The following is an 18,078-nucleotide window of genomic DNA, read 5'->3' as shown; positions in this document are numbered from 1 at the left end:
CGGTGGGGGACCGGTCGGCACGGCGCCCACCGTTCCCGGTGCCAAGGGGGGCAGCGCGACGTTGCCCACCACGGGGACCAGTGGGGTTCCCAGGACCGTGTCCGGCGCGTTGAACCCCGGTGCCGGTCAGATCGGTGGCGCGCCGATGGCGCCCGGTGGCGGTGCCGCGGCCGGTGGTCAGTCGACGGATCGCAGCAGCAAGTTCACCGCTCCGGGTGCGGCCAAGGGCGCGTTCGACGCCCCGAAGGCCCCCGCGGGCAACGGCAGCATCTCCAAGGCGCCCGTCGGTGCGCCTGGCGGTGCGTCGAGCACGGTGCCGCCGGTCTCCTCCAAGCCGAACCTCACGCCGTCGCTGTCGACCGGTGTGCAGCCGCCGACCGGCGTGCGGCCCGACGTGACGACCCCCGGTTCCGCCACGCCGAACACCAGCGGCCAGCCCGGCGGTGCGCCGATGGCGCCCGGAGGTGGCGGCGCGGCCGGTGGTCAGTCGACGGATCGGAGCAGCAAGTTCACCGCGCCCGGAGCGTCCAAGGGCGCGTTCGACCTGCCGAAGAGCACCGTCGGCGACGGCACCATCTCCAAGGCCCCCGTGGGTACGCCCGGCGCCAAGCCGGCTTTCACCCCGCCCGCCGCTTTCACCCCGCCTGCGGCCTCCGCGCCAGGCGGCGTCCAGACACCGAAGCCCACCGGCATGCCGTCGTTCGGCCCCCAGCCCACCGCGACACCCCCGATCAGCCCACAAGCCCCCGCCGCCGCACCACCGGCAGCGGGCCCACGACCCGACGTGACCACCCCCGTTTCCGCCGCACCGACCACCACCACCCAACCGGGCACCCAACCAGGCGCCCAGCCCGGCGGCGCTCCGATGGCCCCAGGCGGCGGCGCGGCGCCCGGCGGCCAGCCGACGGACCGCAGCAGCAAGTTCACCGCACCGGGCATGTCCAAGGGCTCCTTCGACCTGGCCACCAGCCCAAGCGGCGACGGCACCATCTCCAAGGCCCCAGCAGACAAACCAGGCACCCCCACCCAACAACCCCCCAGGCCCACCTCCACACCACCCTTCTCAACCGCACCCACCACCACCCCGAGCACCCCGGCCCCGAGCACCCCGGCTCCGGCCACCCCGACCCCGAGCACCCAGACCCCGGCCGCACAGACACCCAGCACCCCGGCACCGTCCAGCACGGCCCCGACCGCCCCGAAGTCGGGCGGCCTAGGCGGATTCGGCCCCCAGCCCAACACCGCACCACCGGTGTCTTCCACACCGATCAACACCCCGGCCCCAACTCCAACTCCGACAGCCCCAACTCCGACCGCGCCGACCCCGGCTACTTCGGCTCCGGCACCCGCTGCCTCGACCCCGGCTGCCTCGGCACCCGCTGCTCCGGCTGCGTCGGCTCCGGCTCCGGCCGCCCCGGCACCTGCCGCGTCGGCTCCGGCTGCCTCGGCACCCGCTGCCTCGGCTCCGGCCGCCTCGACACCTGCCGCGTCGACCCCGGCTGCTCCGGCTCCGGCTGCCCCCGCGCCTGCCTCGTCGAACCCAGGCGCGCAGACCCCGGCCGCCTCAACCCCGGCCGGGCAGGTGCCTGCTGGGACGAAGTCGGGTGGCCTGGGCGGATTTGCTCCGCAGCCCGCCGTTGCGCCACCGGTGGCTTCCGCGCCGGTCAGTGCTCAACCGTCGCCCGCTCCGGTGCCACACGTTCCGGCTCCGGCCGCCGACACGCAGTCGCCGAGGCCCGCACCGGCCGCCGTCGAGCCGGCGCCGAAGCCGATCACCCCGCCGGTCAGCGCTCAGCCCGCTCCGGCGGTCAGCACGCCGTCCGGTGACGTCCAGGCGCCGAAGCCCGCGTCGTTCACACCCCCGCCCGCCACCCCGGCTCCGGCCGCACCGGTCAGCGCTCAGCCCGCGGCTTCGCCGGTCGACGCGCCGTCCCCGAAGCCCACTCCGGTCACCGCCCAGCCCGCAGCGGCGCCGGCAGTGAACGCACCGGTCGACGCGCCATCGCCCAAGCCCGCCGCCCCGGCGCCCGCCCCCGCCACCCCAGCGACACCGGTCGTCGCCCAGCAGACTCCGAACACCCCGCCGGTCAGCGCCAACCCCGCTCCGGCCAACCCCGCTCCGGCCAACCCTGCTCCGGCGGCCAGCTCGCCCCCGCCCGCGCCGATCGAGTCGCAGCCCAAGCCCACGGCACCCGCCCCGGCCAGCGACGTGCCGTCGCCGAAGCCCGCGTCCGCCACGCCTCCGCCTGCCGCCCCGATCACGCCCCAGCCCGCGGCCACGCCTCCGCCGAACACGCCGGTCGGAACCCAACCCGCACCGGCCACCCACGCCCCCGAACCGGCCGCCGACACGCAGTCCCCGAAGCCCACCCCGGCGACCCAACCCGCGCCGACGCCGAACACCCCGGCCGCCACCCAACCGGCCCCGAACGCCCAGCCGGCACCGAACACCACACCGGCCCCGAACGCCCAGCCAGCCCCAAACACCTCACCGCCGCCCGCCGCCACCCAGACGGCGCCGAACACCACACCCGCTCCAAACACCACGCCCGCCCCGAACACCACACCGCCACCCGCCGGCGCCCAGCCAGCCCCAAACACCCAGCCGGCCCCCAAGCTGTCCGGCCCGACGGCCGCGATCGACGACTCGCAGAACAGCCGGACCACGGACCCGAACGCGCCGGTTCCGCCGAACGCGCCGAAGTTCCTCCAGGGCCTCTTCGGCACGCCCGCCCCGAACCCCGCGGCCAACCCCGCCCAGCCGCAGATCATCCCGATGCTGGTGGTAACCCCGCCCGTCAACACCACCCCCGCACCCGCGACAACAGCGACCACCCCAACCCCCACCCCGGCCGCAAACCAGAACACCCCAACCCCAACGCCAACCCCGCCCCCACCGCCCGGCCCGGTGCCGGTACTGCCGTCGCGCGGCAACCTCCCGGCGTTCTTCCAGCAGAACCAGGCCCTCGGCACGATCGCCCCGTCCAACGTCAACGGCGGCCCGCGGGTCACGGCCGCGGTGAACGGCCTCCTGCCGCCTCGGGCCGGTGTCACGCCGGTCGGTGTGGACAACATCGAGACCGCGCTCACCCAGAACTTCGAGTCGTTCCTCGACAACGGCCGCAAGTTCCCGATCAAGGTCGGGCGGAACTGGTACGAGGCGACGGTCAAGGCGACGTTGGACCCGCCGGTCGACCCGAACACCGCGGTCACGACGCCGGACACGAAGACCAAGGTCGACATGACCGTGAACAGCGGCAACGCGACCGCGCACACGGGCACGGTCGGCACGTCGGCGACGGTCGGCGTCGGCGGGGTCATCTCGGCGGGGGTCGGGCCGTACGGTGCGGCCTCGGTCAGCGTTCCGCTGGGCAGGCCGGTCGAGTCCAGCACGTCCGGCACGTCCACCACCGACCAGCGCGCCATCCGCTCCGGCGAGGGCTCGGTCGCGGCCGTCATCCCGGTGACCTACACGGTGTCGCTGACCGACGCGCAGAACAACCCGGTCGGCGCGCCCGTCACGGTCACGTCGGCGCCCAACGCCGACGTCGACGTGACGCTGCACATCCCCGACGACCTCTCCACCATCACGCCGCCCGCCGTGGCCCCGACCCCGGTCGTCCCGGCGAACGGCTGGGGCGCCGCGCTGGAGCACCCGGCGCCGGAGGCCGTGGTCGACCTCGACACCGACGTGGCGTTCGCGAACGTCGCGGCGCAGCTCCACCCGTCCATCACCAGGCTCGGCGCGCCCGGCCGCACGGCGTTGCAGAACTTCCTCGACCCGACGACGATCCGCGACAACCTCGGCCCGGCGCTCAACGGCTGGGTCGTGTCGCCGGACCTGGTCAGCCCGCACGGCAGCCGCGCGGGCGTGGTCCGGATGAGGGCCACGCCGGTCAGCGCGGAACTGGTCGGCACCAACCCGACCACCGTGCTGCGCCTGCACGAGTCGACCGCGACGGGCACCGGTCTGTCCTCGTCCACCAAGAGCGGGTTCGACGTCAACGTCGGCTTCGGCGGCGGCGCGGTCGCGCCCAACCAGGTCGGCGGCACGGCGGGCGTCACCGCGGGGTACTCGGCGAAGACCACCGAGTCGTCGAACTCGGGCACCAGCTCGTCGGTGAAGACCGGCGTCCAGATCAAGGGCGACACCGGCCTCTACAAGGTCACGGTGAACCTGGAGATCCAGACCCCGCACGGGGCGACGATCACCGTGCCCGCCACCAGTTACATGAGGCTCGGCGTGCCCGAGGCGAGCAGCGCGGGCCTCCAGGTGCCGCCCGGCACCTCGCCGAACCTGGCGACGCCGACGCCCACCCCGCGCTTCGCCCCGCCGTACCTGGCCGCTGCCGCCGCGGCGGGCAACGTCAAGGTCGGCGAGTTCGCGCCCGCCAACCAGGTGCAGGGCCAGGTCGAGAACGCGCTGCGCGGCCTGCCCGGCTTCGACAGCTTCCTGCCGAGCTTCGCCGACCCGAACAGCAACCCGCGTGACATCGGCAAGAACGCCTCCGACCTCGCGGACCAGATGGCCAACCAGCGCAAGCTGACGACGGAGCTGTCGCCGACCGCGCTGAAGTCCCAAATGGACAGCCTGCTCGGACCGGGTGTGCAGATCCAGCTCAAGAAGCAGGGCCTGGCGACCAACGAGTACGTCAACGTCACGGTCAAGGCCAGGGTGACCAACCCCGTCCACCTCGGCCAGGCCGACGCCCGCAACATCCGCGGCGCCGCGTCCACCGGCCCCAAGCTGGACAGCTCCACGACCACGCAGAAGGGCTGGAGCGCGGGCGTCGAGGGCAAGGTCGTCATCCCGTCGACCACCGGGAACACCAGCGCCAGCCCGGCCCCCACCGCGGGTGCGAAGTACAACAGCTCGACCTCGACGAAGAACGCCGCGGGCCCGACGGTCAACAGCACCGCGCTCAACGTCGGCAGCCCCAACTCCCAGCTCTTCCAGCACGACGTGGCGTTCGACATCGAGGTCACGAAGTTCACCCAGAACCGCTCGTGGGTCAAGCGGGTGACGCCCGGCTCGCCGTTCCTGAAGGTCCCCGAGCCCACCACCGTCGCGAAGACCAGCACCACGGCCCAGCCCGCGCCCGCGAACGCGGTGCGGCTGCCGGAGATCAGCGGCACGGTCAACCTGTGGGTGTCGGACAGCTCGGCCATGAAGTCCAACCCGGCCGTCTTCGCGCCGGGCGCGGCCACGGTGGCCGCGGCACCGCCGAACACCACCATCAGCACCATGCTGACGTCGCCGAAGCCCGCGGTCGAGCCGTGGCTGCACGTCGAGGCGGTCGCCAACACCGAGGCCGTGCGCAACCAGGCCATCGCGGCGCTCAACGCCGCCGCCAACGGCGACACAGCGCTGAGCGTGCCGGGCACCGACGCCCGCAACCGCGTCGACAAGCTGTTCAGCCCGGAGAGCATCAAGGCCAACCTGCGGACCCTGGTCGACAAGGGCGTGACCGAGGGCGGGTTGAAGTACGGCCGCCGCGTCACCGACCGGACCGGCGCCGTGGGCATGTCGGTGGCGCTGAACAACCCGAAGCTGGTGTCCATTTCGGACGACACCGCCACGGAGAACGCCAGCACCGGCGGCTTCAAGGCCGGGGACAGCAAGACCGGCGCCCAGTCGGTGGACCTCAGCGTCGGCATCAACACGCCGATGAAGCCGTCGACCGGCGCGACCGGGTCGGGCGCGATCGGCGCCACCGCGAAGTGGACGCCGTGGTCGAAGTCGTCGACCGAGGCCAACGAGATCGGCGGCAGCGTCGACCGCAACCGGGTCACCCCGGCGGGCGGGCGCACGGTGCTCGTCCAGCTCGACGCCGACATCACCGTGGTGGGGGAGAGCCGGTCGGGCAACACCCTCTACGGCGGCACGCCGCGCAGCTCGGCCTCCGTCGTCACGCTGCCGGGCGGCGTCTTCGTCCGGGTCAGCGAGGACACCGCGCGCGGCATGGGCCTGCTGCCCCCGCTGCCCACCCACACCACGCCGCCGATGGGCGCGATGAGCCCGCCCGCGACGCTCAAGCCCGGCGAGCCGGGCGCGCTCGGCCTCGGCCTGGTCGAGAAGGTGCCGAACCTCTCGGGCCTGGTGCCCGACCTGCGGACCAACCTCGGCGCGCTGGGCGCCGACCTCATGCCGCCGTCGGTCCTCAAGGACTCGATGAACAACCTCCAGCGCCTCACCGACCTCACGTCGGAGGCGAGCGTCAAGGCGCTGGTGGACAGCGCGCTCGACGGCGGGGTCCCGCTGCTGGTGCACGACCCCGGCGTGTTCGGCAAGGACACCTACCAGGTGACCCTGAAGGCGACCCTGGGGACGCCGACGTTCGACGGCGTCGTCAACGACGGCGTCGACATGGAGCACACCACCACCGGCACCGCCAAGATCTCGCAGGGGCAGGGCAAGGGCACCGCCTGGGGCGTCGGCCTCCGGGTCCCCGGCAGCGGTCTGCCGTCGACCGGCAACCCGAACCTGTCCGGTTCCGCGGGTGCCGTCGCCGGTGTCGGCCTTGGCCAGGCGCACTCGAACTCCACCACGGACTCGACCACCCAGCAGGTCGGCCACCTGCACGCGGGCAGCGGCCCGGCGGTCAAGTACAGCGTGCCGGTCACCTTCGAACTGCTGGTGGAGAAGGGGAACCAGGTCGTCGGCCGGGCTTCCAGCACCCAGCAGGACATGTCGGTGCGGGTGCTCGCGGACAACCAGAAGATCGCGGGCGCCACGCCGGCGAACACCGCGGCGTTCTCCCCGACCACCACGCCGCGCCCGGCCGCGCAGGGCAACCCCGCCGCCGCGAGCACGTGGCAGGCCGCCCCCAGCCCGGCGACGCCGACGGCCGCTCCCGCCGTGCTGCCGCCGTCCGCGTCGGTGGAGAACCTGCGCGGCGCGCAGGCGTTGCAGGACGCCGCGGTCCGCGCGCTGACCGCGGCGGGTGCGAACCAGGGCATCACCGGCAAGGGCACCGGTTCCATGAACGCCTTGCAGTCCGCGCTCAGCTCGGAGTCGTTGCAGCCCAACCTCCCCGGCATGCTCACGGGCGCGCTGGAGGTCCCCGGCCTGCACCAGGCCGCGTTGACGGTGAGCCAGCACGCCGACGTCAAGGTCTACGCGAAGCTGGTCAACCCCCGCCTCGAAGGCCTCAGCGACGGCGTCAACCTGGAGAACCCGAAGACCACCGTCACCACCTCCTCCAGCGAGTCCAAGCACACCGAGACCGGTGACTTCTCGATCGGCGCGGCCTCCGGGGGCGTGACGTCCAAGAATCCCGACGTGGGCTTCTCCACCGGCGGGATCGAGGGCAAGCACGGGAGCGAGGACAGCTCCGCCACGTCCGGCGGCGCGACCGACAACAAGGTCACCAACCTCAAGCCGCAGGGCCGTTCCGGGCTGGTCACCTACGACGTCGAGTACCGGGTCGTCGCCGACCTCGGCGGTGGCCGCGTCGGCGTGGTCGACCTCCAGGTGCCCGGCGCCGCGCAGGTGCGCATGCCCTCGCCCGAGGTGGAGACCGCGCTCGGCAAGCCGTTGCCGCCCGCGCTGGAGACCGCGCAGACCGGCGTGAAGGACGCGGCCAAGGCGTGGCGCGACCAGGAGGTCGCGTCCGACACCGTCCGCCACGCGACCGACGAGACGATCAACCGGCTCGCACCCGACCTGGCCACCGCGAACACCGACGTCGAGAACCGGCAGAACGCCGCCACCAAGGCGGATGACGACCTCACCGCCGTCACCGACGCGATCCCCGGCCTCCAGACCACTGTGGACACCGCGGTGCGGGGCGTCGCGGACGCGAACGCGGAGATCGACAACCAGGTCAAGGCCCAGGAGGACGCGGCGGCCCGTGCCGACCTCGCCGCGGGCGCCAAGACCGACGCCGACAACGCCGTGACCGCGAACACCACCGCGGTCGCCGACCTCACCACCGAGGTCGACGCCGCGCAGACCGCCGTCACCGACGCGAACGCCAAGGTCGTCGGAGCCCAGACGGCGCTCGACGGCCACCTGAACGCGCCGCGCCCCGTCCCGGTGGAGGGGCAGTTGGCCCAGCCCGACCTCGTCGGCCCGAAGTTGGCCGACGACCTGGCGAGCGCCAAGACCGAGCTGACGGCCGAGCAGGGGAAGCTCGACGACCTCACCGCGAAGCTGACCGAGGCGCAGGGCAAGCTGGACCAGGCGGTGATCGACCAGGGCGTCGCCGTCGCCGAGGTGAACGCGGCGGCCGACGCCGTCGCCAAGGCCGACACCGACCACGCGACGGCCGTCACCGACCTCGACACCGCGCAGCACACCCTCGACACCGAGAACGGCCGGTTGCAGGCCGCGAAGGACGAGGCCCAGCGGCTCCAGGGCCTGCTCGACCAGGCGAACACCGACCTCGGTGCCGCGGTCGACGCCCAGCAGGGCATCGCCGACCGGATCACCCAGGCCGAGCAGGACCTGGAGCAGGCCAGGAACGCCGCCGACGCCCGGCAGCAGGCGTGGTGGACCGCGAAGACCGCAGTCGACCAGCAGGTCGACGCCTTCAACGCCCCGCCTGCCCCGCCGGTGGCCCCCGGCTCGACCGCGCCCCCCGCGCCGCCGAGCGCAGGCGTGCCGCCGATCTCCACCGCGACCCCGTCGCCGTCCACGGCCCCCGCGCCCGCCCCGCGCGGCCCCTCGCCGGAGTGGTCGTTCGACTTCGCGCCGGGCAGCACGTCGTTGAACGAGCAGCAGTCGGCCACCGTCGACGCGCTCGCCGCCGACCTAGCCGAGTCCGTGGGCAAGCGCGCGGACCGCGGCTACCTGCCGCCCCAGGTCGAGGTTTCCGGTGCGAACGCCCCGGCGGTCAAGGCCGCGCTGGACACCAAGCTCAACGGCGCGCTGGACGTCACGATCACCGAGGGCGGCAGGCCGAACGCCGCCGACGTGCACGTGGACTGGGAACTCAAGCGCCCGGAGGGTTACGTTCCGCCGGAGGCGCCGAAGTCGGTCAAGGTGACCGACACGGTGATCACGGCGAGTGGTCCGCAGGCTCCGCACCCGATCCTGTCCGACCAGTCGTGGCGGCACAGCGACGCGCCCAGCGCCGACTGGTCGCGACCGAACAACCCCGTGTCCTCGCAGGACATCCGGGCGGCCCGCGACACCGCGCCGGTCAGCACCGTGCGGTCCGAGGACGGCGGTCTGCTGAGCACCAGCACCATCGCCCCCGGCAAGGTCGACTTCAAGGCGTGGCGCGGTCCGATCGCCTACGACAAGCGCACAGTCGACGTCGACGGCGTGAAGGTGCAGGACTACACCGTCAAGGTGTTCCTCGACCCGTCGACCTCCGCGACGCCCGCCCAGGTCGACGCGGTCAAGGTGCGTACGGTCCAGGGCGTCGAGTCCATGTTCAACCAGGGCCACCGCCTGCCGAGCAGCGACCAGTTGCACGTGACGGTGGAGTTCACCGACAACCCGGCCGACGCGCACGGCCACATCGCGATCACGCCGTCGAACGGCCGGGCCAACCAGCTCAACTGGCCCGTGGACACCGATTCCCGGCGGCTCGCGCACGAGGTCGGCCACTTCCTCGGCCTCCAGGACGAGTACCACGAGACCGGCCCCGCCAAGCCGATCTTCCAGCACCAGGACGGCAAGGGCCGCGTCGTCGCCGACAACGGCCCCATGACCGCGGGCATCGACTCGCCGACGATGGAGATCAAGCCGCGCAACCTGTGGCTGATCGAGACCCGCGCCGACGCGCTGGCCTCACCCAACGCCGCGCCGCCGTCCGCGTCCGTCGACTCGCCCCTGGCACCGCCCAACGCGCCGTCGCCCGACGGCGCGAAGGTCACGCAGGCGCAGGAGGACGCGCTGAACGTGCAGGGTGGCTACGCCTTCGACGTCAAGTCCGTCGACACGCGCGCCAGCCTGGTCGACTCGATCGCCGTGACGCTGGCGCCGACCTCACCGGACGCCCAGCAGGCCTTGGTGGACAAGGTGAACGCCGCGACGTCGTCGGCCACGATCGCCGACGTGGCCGAGGCCGCCGGGGTGCGCGTGCACGTGCTGGGCACGGACGGGAAGTTCACCTCGCACGGTCCGATCACCGGTCTCCCGGTGCACGTCGTCGAGAACGGCGAGACCGGCGACGGCGCCCGCTACCACGCGACCAAGGAGAACGTCCACATCGGACGCCCCGGTGTGTCCTACCCCGGCCCGACCACGATCAGGCACGAGGGCGTGCTGAAGACGGTCAACCGCGGCGAGTTCGAGATCGAGACGATCGCGGGCCGCCACCAGGTCCGGGTCTACACGGCGATCGTCAACCCGCAGACGATCACCCCGGACGCCGACGGCAAGCCGACGTCGCAGTGGAAGGACATCCAGCAGGACCCCAAGACCGGCGACCTGACCTTCTCGACGGGCAAGGGCGACGGCCCGCTGTGGGCCGGAGCCGGTCGTCCGCAGCGGGCGTTGCAGTGGCTGACGAAGTACGAGCACACCGACGGCGGCAAGCCCGACCTCCAGAACTCCTCGATCATCAAGCGCCCCGTGCTCCGGTCGTTCCTGGTCCCGCTGGACACGTTCAACAAGATCACCACCGAGACCAAGATCGAGGGCGTCGCCGGGCCGACGGTGAACGTCGACCAGCGCGGCGAGCCCAACCAGTTCGGCATCGGCGGCGACCACCTCACCGAGCTGATCAAGAACGCCGAACCCGGTTCGCTGACCAGCTACCCGGCGAACCCCACGGCCGGGTTCGCCCACGAGTCGCTGGCGGGCCGCGTCACGCCCCTCACCGAGATGAACGGCAAGGTGGGCCTGAGCCCGGACTTCCGCAGCGACGCCGTCGGCAAGGCCTACGACCCGTGGTTCACCTGGAAGAAGGAACCCGACGGCTCGTGGAAGTTCGACGGCTTCCGCAACGACGCGCACGGGCTGCACGACATCGCCACCCGGCTGCGCGAGCACGACGTCACCTGGCAGCAGGTCAAGCAGGGGGCCGAGAACCGCACCGAGGACGCGCGGATCGACCCCGACCACGAGTCCATCCCCAACCCCCGTCCCGGCGCTCAGGCCACGGGGCCGAAGGACCTCGGCTTCGACGCCCGCGTCCACCGCCTCAACCAGTTCCTCAACGAGGTCGGACCGACGTCGGTCAACGTCCGGAAGATCAGCGACGACGTCCTGTCCACCGGCCCCGACGCCCTGCGCAACCACCTCGCGGACAAGGGCACACCGGGCGTCGACCAGGCCGTTTTCCAGCAGGTGGTGCGCGACGTGGTCGTGCCGGAGGCCACGCGCGACGCCGCGAGGACCATCGACGCCTCGATCAAGACCATGGGAGGGCCGAACGCGAGCCGGGCGGACCTGGAGGACCTGATCGAGAACGGGTTCAAGCCGAAGTCCGGCCAGCGGGAGTTCTCCGACTACGTCATCACCAAGACCGCGGACGACTTCGTCAAGAAGGTCGTGGCGCACCAGGGCCTGGCGCTGCTCGACCCGGACAGCCGCGACCGGGTGGCGCAGGAGCTGCGCACCGGGATGGTGGCCGCTCTCACCCAGGAGTTCCAGAACCTCGACGGACTCGACGCCTTCCCGAAGGGCGGCAAGAAGGGCACCTGGCTCAGCGGCCAGCGGCTGACCGAGTTCGGCACGCGGGTCGCCGACAACATGAGGCCGCGTCCCGCACCGACCTCGATCGTGGGCATCGACGCGGACCTGCTGGCCGACGTGGCGGAGAACAAGGTCCTCGCACCCGTCGTCACCGGCGCGCTGGACGCCTTCACCGGCCAGGACCTCCTCCGCACCAGCCCCGACGACCTCAAGGCGGTCGTGTCCACCGAGGTGCTGCCCAAGCTGTCCGACGACATCAGGACCGCGCTGCGCACGGACCCCGCGCTGGCGCTGGCCGACCAGTCCTTCCGCGACACCATGGCCGACGCCGTGGCCAGCAAGGCCCGCGCCCGTGCGGGCCTCGAACTGGCGGCCTTCACGTTCGCCAAGGTCGACCCGGCCGACGTGGACGCGCTGATGGCCAAGGTGCCCGAGATCGCCACGCAGGCGGAGATCGGCGCGCTGGTCGCCGCCGACTCCGACCGGATCGCGGTCGACTTCAACACCAGGCCCGAGGGCGCGGACCCGTTCCTCAACTCCTACTTCCAGTGGAACGCCGAGCGCGGCGACGTCTTCGAGGCGCAGCGCGTGGCCGGTGACGCGCTCAGCGCGAGCATCAACGCCCCCGATCGCGACGCGCACGCCGTCGTCGACCAGCTCATCGCCCGGTTCGGCGACCTGGACCGGAAGTTCGACGAGGTCGCCACCGTCCCGCAGCTCACGCCCTACCGCACGACGAACGGGCACACCTTCTACGAGCACTCGCAGATGGTGCTGGGCCAGTACTTCAAGCTCACCGCCGCGGAGAACGCGGACACCCGGCTCATCCCGGTCGACGCGCTGGCCAAGGCGATCCTGTTCCACGACATCGAGAAGAACAACGCCAAGAACCAGTTCGGCGACGGCCAGGGCAGGCACGACCGCGAGCCGGAGCACAAGCTCGCCGTCGAGATGATGGACCGCCACCGCGGCCTGTGGGGCAACCAGCGCGAGTTCGCCGCCGCCAGGGCGATCGTGGACTCCGACCCGTTCGGCTTCTACCTGCGCAACAAGATCAGCGCGGACGAGGCGTTCAGCTTCATCCACGACCTCGCGGGCAAGATCGACGGCACGAACCCGGACAACCCGAGGAAGCTGTTCGAGGAGTTCCACCAGTACTACCAGGCGGACTTCTCCTCCTACACGCCCGACAGCACGTACGTCGACCGGAGCGGGGCCACCAAGAACGGCCCGAACGCCTTCACCGACCGTTTCCAGGCCGGGGCGGACGGCATCGCGCTGACGCCGGACCAGAGGCACTTCGAGTACGCCGGGAACCACGAGGCCGCGCAGAAGATGCGCGACCTGGCCGCCATGTTCGCCGATCCGGACACCGTCGCCGAGCACCACCGGCGCATCACCGGCCAGGACGCGGTGACCTCGCCGCACGCGCCCCCCACGGCTGACGCCGAGGCGTACCCGCAGCCGCCCAACGCTCCCGCCACGGAGCAGGTCGCCGTCCCGAAGGACGCCGACGCGGCGGTGGTGACCACCGAGGCCCGACAGGTCATGGCGGACATCACCGAGAAGTACGGCATCGAGGTCGACTCCACCGCGAGCGCCACCGCCGTCAAGGAGAGCCACCCCGGCGCGACCCAGGCCAACCTGGACAAGGTCGCGGCCCGCAAGTGGGACACCAAGGAGCTCAAGGGGCTCCAGGACGCGCTGACCCACTACGAGCCGATCCTGGGCGCGGCGCGGGAGAACTCCACCCGCGCGGGTCACCCGCAGGAGCTGACCAACGTCGGCGCGGTCAACCGGGCCATCAAGGGCACGTCGCCGTTCCTGCTGGCCACCGGCGAGTACATCGCCTCGCACAACACGTTCAACATCTACCCGATGGCGATGGTCGGGAACTCCTTCGGCGGCGGTGCGAAGGAGGTCGAGGCGACGGCGACCCACGAGCTGGCGCACGGCCTGCTCAAGTACGCGCTGCCGGAGTACACCGCGAAGTTCGGCACCTGGGACGCCGACGGCAAACCGGTGCTGGCCGACGGCGCCGAGCCGCCGTACAAGAACACCAAGGACGCGGCCGACGACTTCAAGGAGTCCATCAAGTCGCACCTCCTCGGCGCGTCGACCTTCGCCGAGGCGGCGCCCAAGCACGCCGCGGCCATCGCTGGCCTCGCGGACAGGCACCCGGACGTCTTCGAGCGGCAGGGTGTCGAGCTGTCCGAGGCGAGGGCCAAGCGCATCGCCAAGGCGCTGTCGGCGGACCTGCCGGACTTCAGCCGCGAGGTCGGCACGTGGGCGCCCGACGGCAAACCCAACTTCGCCGCCGAGCCACCGATCACGAAGTACGGCGCCACCAACCCGGACGAGGACCTGTCCGAGGCCGCGATGGTCTACTTCCTCGACCCCGACCGCCTGCGGGCCGAGGCGCCGCGGCGCTTCGCGTTCCTCGACGACCTCGTCGAGGGCTGGAAGCCCGTCCAGGCACCCAACGCCCCGTCGTCCTCCGCGAGCGCGCCGTCGCCGTGGACGGCACCCTCGTCGGACGTCCCCGTTCGGCGCGGACCCTCACCCGAGCGGTCGTTCGACTTCGCACCGGGCAGCACCGCGCTGGACGCGCAGCAGTCGGCCTCGGTGAGGCTGCTGGTCGCCCACCTGGGCGAGGCCGTCACCCAGCGCGCGGAGCTGGGTTACCTCCCGCCCGTGATCGAGGTCTCGGGAGCCAACGCCCACATCGTCAAGGACGCCCTCACGGCCGAGCTGGGTGGTTCGGTCGAGATCGGTGTCGCCGAGGGCGGCAGGGCGAACGCCGCGGACGTGCACGTGGACTGGGACCTCCAGCGTCCGGAGGGTTATGTGCCGCCGGAGGCGCCGAAGTCGGTCAAGGTGACCGACACGGTGATCACGGCGAGTGGTCCGCAGGCTCCGCACCCGATCCTGTCCGACCAGTCGTGGCGGCACAGCGACGCGCCCAGCGCGGAGTGGTCGCGGCCGAGCAATCCGGTGTCCTCGCAGGACATCCGCGCGGCCCGTGACACCGCGCCGGTCAGCACGGTGCGGTCCGAGGACGGGGGAGTGCTGACCACCAGCACCATCGCGCCCGGCAAGGTCGACCTGAAGGCGTGGCGCGGTCCGATCGCCTACGACAAGCGCACGGTCGAGGTCAACGGGGTGAAGGTGCAGGACTACACCGTCAAGGTGCACCTGGACAGGTCCGGCCCCGACGTGGACGCGGTGAAGGCCCGCACCCTGGAGGGCGTGGAATCCCTGTTCAACCAGGGCCACCGCCTGCCGAGCGGCGACCAGTTGCACGTGACGGTGGAGTTCACCGACAACCCCGCCGACGCCCACGGGCACATCTCGATCACCGGGTCCAACGGTCGGGCCAACCAGCTCAACTGGCCCGTGGACACCGATTCGAGGCGGCTCGCGCACGAGGTCGGGCACTTCCTGGGGCTCCAGGACGAGTACGTGGAACCGGGTCGGGCGAAGCCGGTCTTCCAGCACCAGGACGGCAAGGGCCGCGTCGTCGCCGACAACGGCCCCATGACCGCGGGCATCGACTCGCCGACGATGGAGATCAAGCCGCGCAACCTGTGGCTGATCGAGACCCGCGCCGACGCGCTGGCGTCGCCGAACCCGCAGCCGCCCAGCGCTTTCGAGTCGGACGTCGCACCGCCGAACGCCCCGGCCGTCACGTCGGTGGCCGCCGCCGAGGCGCTGCTGGCGGACGCCCGACGGGCCGAGGCGGTCGCGCGGCAGGCGAACGTGCGGGCCGACCGCGAGGTCGACCACCGCGCGGACGCGCTGTTCACCACTCAGGACGACCAGCGGCGCGTCGTGCTCGCCGCCCAATTCCAGACCGCGCTGGAGGAACGCGCCACCGCCGTCGCCGACACCGAGCGGCGGACGCGCGAGGTCCGGGAGGCCGCCGACGCGCTCGCGGAGCAGCACCGGATCGCGGGCACCCCGCCGGAGGCGGTGGTGGACCCCACCGTTCCCGCGGCGTCCACCCCGACGTCCGGCCGCCCGACCGGCGTCCTCGACTGGGCGACCCGGATGCCGCTGGTGGACCTGGCGCTGAACGACCCGGAAGCCAGGATCCGCCAGGACCAGAGCACGCGGGAGCACGTGCTGCGGGTGCTGGACGTGCTCGGCCGCCCCGAGCCGCGCACGTTCCCCGGACTCGTCCGGATCCTGCCCAGGATCACCGAGGCGACCGCGCAGGGCCCCGACGCGGCGACGAGGAACGACGCCATCGCACTGGCGTCCATTGTGGACAACGTGGCCAGGGACATGGCCGCGGCGTTCAACGACCCGCTGCTGAAGCCGGTGTTCGCGCGGCAGGTCGTCGAGTCGCAGGCCGACCGGCTCCGCTGGGACGGCGACGCGTCGTCGTCGATGTCCCCGGAGACCGTCCGGCTGGCAGGCGCGCTGGTGTCCGACGACCCGCTCACCTCGTTCATGCGCGGGGACGTCGAACTCCCCGCCGTGGCCGCCAGGGTCGAGGCCGTCGCTCAGCGGGCCGGGCTGGACCCGCTGACGACCTTCGACCTCCTGCGCAGGCGCTACGAGGCGGAGATGCTGTCCTACACGCTGTCCGAGGTCTACCGGGGCGAACTGGGCCGGGACCCGAACGCGAACGGCGCGTTCGACCTGGAGAACCTGCCGGGCGAGATCGCGCCGGGGTACTTCCGCCAGTCCGTCGAGCTGCGCAAGACCACGTCGCAGCGGTTCTTCGACACCCTCAAGCGGGACAGGCCGGACGCGCCCGAGTGGAACAACAAGGACCTGGTCCTCACGAAGGCCGCGTCCGACCGGCTGGACGGCCTGCGGGCCGTGCTGGCGCCCACGTCGGTGCCGGAGCCCGCGTGGGTGCCCCCGACGTCCGTCGCCGCGCCGACCGTGGGGCACCCGGACGCGCCGGGGCCGCTGCCGTTCACGGCGGCGGACCTCACGACGGGCCGGAACGGGCTGGCCCCGGCCGCGGACTCGGTGCCGCTGCCGGGTTCCGACCACGCGGGGTCGCTGACCCAGCGCCAGTACGAGCACCTGCGCGACATCCGGACCAACCGGGTCGAGGGCGGCCGGGTGGACGCCGCCGCGGCGGCCCGCCGGGAGTCGGTGAGGCAGGACCTCGTCGAGAAGCTCGGGGTGCCGGACCTCGCCGCCGCCGAACTGGTGCTCGCGAAGGCCGAGACGTGGTTCGCCACCGCGCCGGTCACGATCTCGCTCAAGGGCGGGACCGTCTTCGGCACCGACGAGGGCGCGGCGGCGCTCGCCCTGCCGGACGCGCACTACCTGACGGCCGCGGAGATGGGCCTGCGCGTCGTCGACTCGTCCACGCTCGGGGCGTTGAAGGCCAAGCCGAACGACGTGAGCGCCCACCGGGCCGAGGTGCAGCGGCTGCTGGGCGAGCTGGAGACCAAGGTGAAGACGGAGGACCTGCACAACCGCAGCGCGGAGTTCAGGGCGCTCCAGTCCGAGCACCAGCGCGCCAAGACGACGCTGGCCGCCGCCGAGCTCGACGCGGTCAGGACACCGCGGCAGGTCCGCTACCTGGAGGGGCTGCTCGCCGAGGACCCGGACTTCGCGTTCTGGACGCTGTCCAACGAGGTCAACTCCGCGCGGGGCGACAACTACACGCGGTGGCGCCGGGAGAAGGACGACGTCGAGTCGGGCAGGCGCGGCTTCGGCCCGCACGAGGCCGCCGTGTTCGGCGCGGTCAACGTGAACTACGACCGGACGAAGGGCTTCGAGGGCACGGACTACTACGGCGAGACCCACCTGCTGCTCGACCCGCGGGTACGCGGCCGGTCGTACTACACCTTCGGCGCCAAGGGTCCTGAGCGCGCCACCGTCGTGGACCTGATGCACGACATGTTCGCGCAGAACCGCAAGGACTACGTCAGCGGCATCGTCCACAACGCGCTGGGGCTGGACGGGATGGTCGAGCAGTCGAACCTGCTGCTGGAGACGCACGTGTACGGCGGTGTCCGGTTCGACCGCGACGTGGCGGAGGTGTCGGTGCCGCGCACGGGCCTCGACCCGGCCGTGCGCACGCGGATCGAGGACTTCGCCGCGGCCCACGGCATCACCGTGGTCGAGTCGGACCCGACCACGTGGCCGGAGCGCAGGTCCGCGATCGACGCCACCGCCCTGCGCGACGCGGTGGTGCCTCCGGTAGTGCCTCCGGCAGTGGTGATCTCTCCGCCGGCGGTGCCTCCGGCAGTGGTGGCTCCTCCGCTAGTGGTGCCTCCGGCGGTAGTGGCCCCTCCGGCCATGGTGCCACCGGTGGTGGTGCCGCCGGTCGTCACCGCTCCGGCCGTGGTGCCGCCGCAGGGCTCGGTCACCGCGTCCCCGGCGCTGTCGGTGGTGAAGGACCGCGACGGCCGGACCACGTCCATCACGGGCGACCTGTTCGGCGAGCCCGCCGCGGTGGTGTGACCCGAGGCCGTGGCCGACCTGGCGGGCCTTCACCCGCCAGGTCGGCC

Annotated in this window: 5 protein-coding genes; 1 reads left to right on the top strand and 4 read right to left on the bottom strand. The window is 72.5% G+C overall.

The features are described 5' to 3' along the window. Positions 1–177: 177 nt before the first annotated feature. The 4 genes from NZH93_RS14475 to NZH93_RS14460 all read right to left on the bottom strand — a co-directional run bounded on the left by NZH93_RS14475 (position 178) and on the right by NZH93_RS14460 (position 2,835). Positions 178–417, bottom strand: coding sequence for a hypothetical protein (locus tag NZH93_RS14475; RefSeq protein ID WP_259623564.1), 240 nt, complete (start codon positions 415–417; stop codon positions 178–180). A 66-nt stretch (positions 418–483) separates the two neighbouring features. Next, positions 484–1,275: a hypothetical protein gene (locus NZH93_RS14470; RefSeq protein WP_259623563.1), complete on the bottom strand. Its 792-nt coding sequence runs from the start codon at positions 1,273–1,275 to the stop codon at positions 484–486. A 53-nt stretch (positions 1,276–1,328) separates the two neighbouring features. Then, positions 1,329–1,481 (bottom strand): hypothetical protein, encoded by a 153-nt coding sequence (locus NZH93_RS14465; RefSeq protein WP_259623562.1) that lies wholly within the window; start codon positions 1,479–1,481, stop codon positions 1,329–1,331. Positions 1,482–1,899: 418 nt separating this feature from the next. Then, positions 1,900–2,835, bottom strand: coding sequence for a hypothetical protein (locus NZH93_RS14460; RefSeq protein WP_259623561.1), 936 nt, complete (start codon positions 2,833–2,835; stop codon positions 1,900–1,902). A 73-nt stretch (positions 2,836–2,908) separates the two neighbouring features. Between NZH93_RS14460 and NZH93_RS14455 the strand changes: the two genes are divergently transcribed. Next, a complete protein-coding gene (locus NZH93_RS14455; RefSeq protein ID WP_259623560.1) occupies positions 2,909–18,031 on the top strand; it encodes a hypothetical protein in 15,123 nt (5,040 codons plus the stop codon). The last annotated feature ends 47 nt before the right edge of the window (positions 18,032–18,078 follow it).

Source organism: Umezawaea endophytica (assembly GCF_025061645.1).
Lineage (GTDB): Bacteria > Actinomycetota > Actinomycetes > Mycobacteriales > Pseudonocardiaceae > Umezawaea > Umezawaea endophytica.
This window is presented reverse-complemented; position numbering and strand designations above follow the sequence as displayed.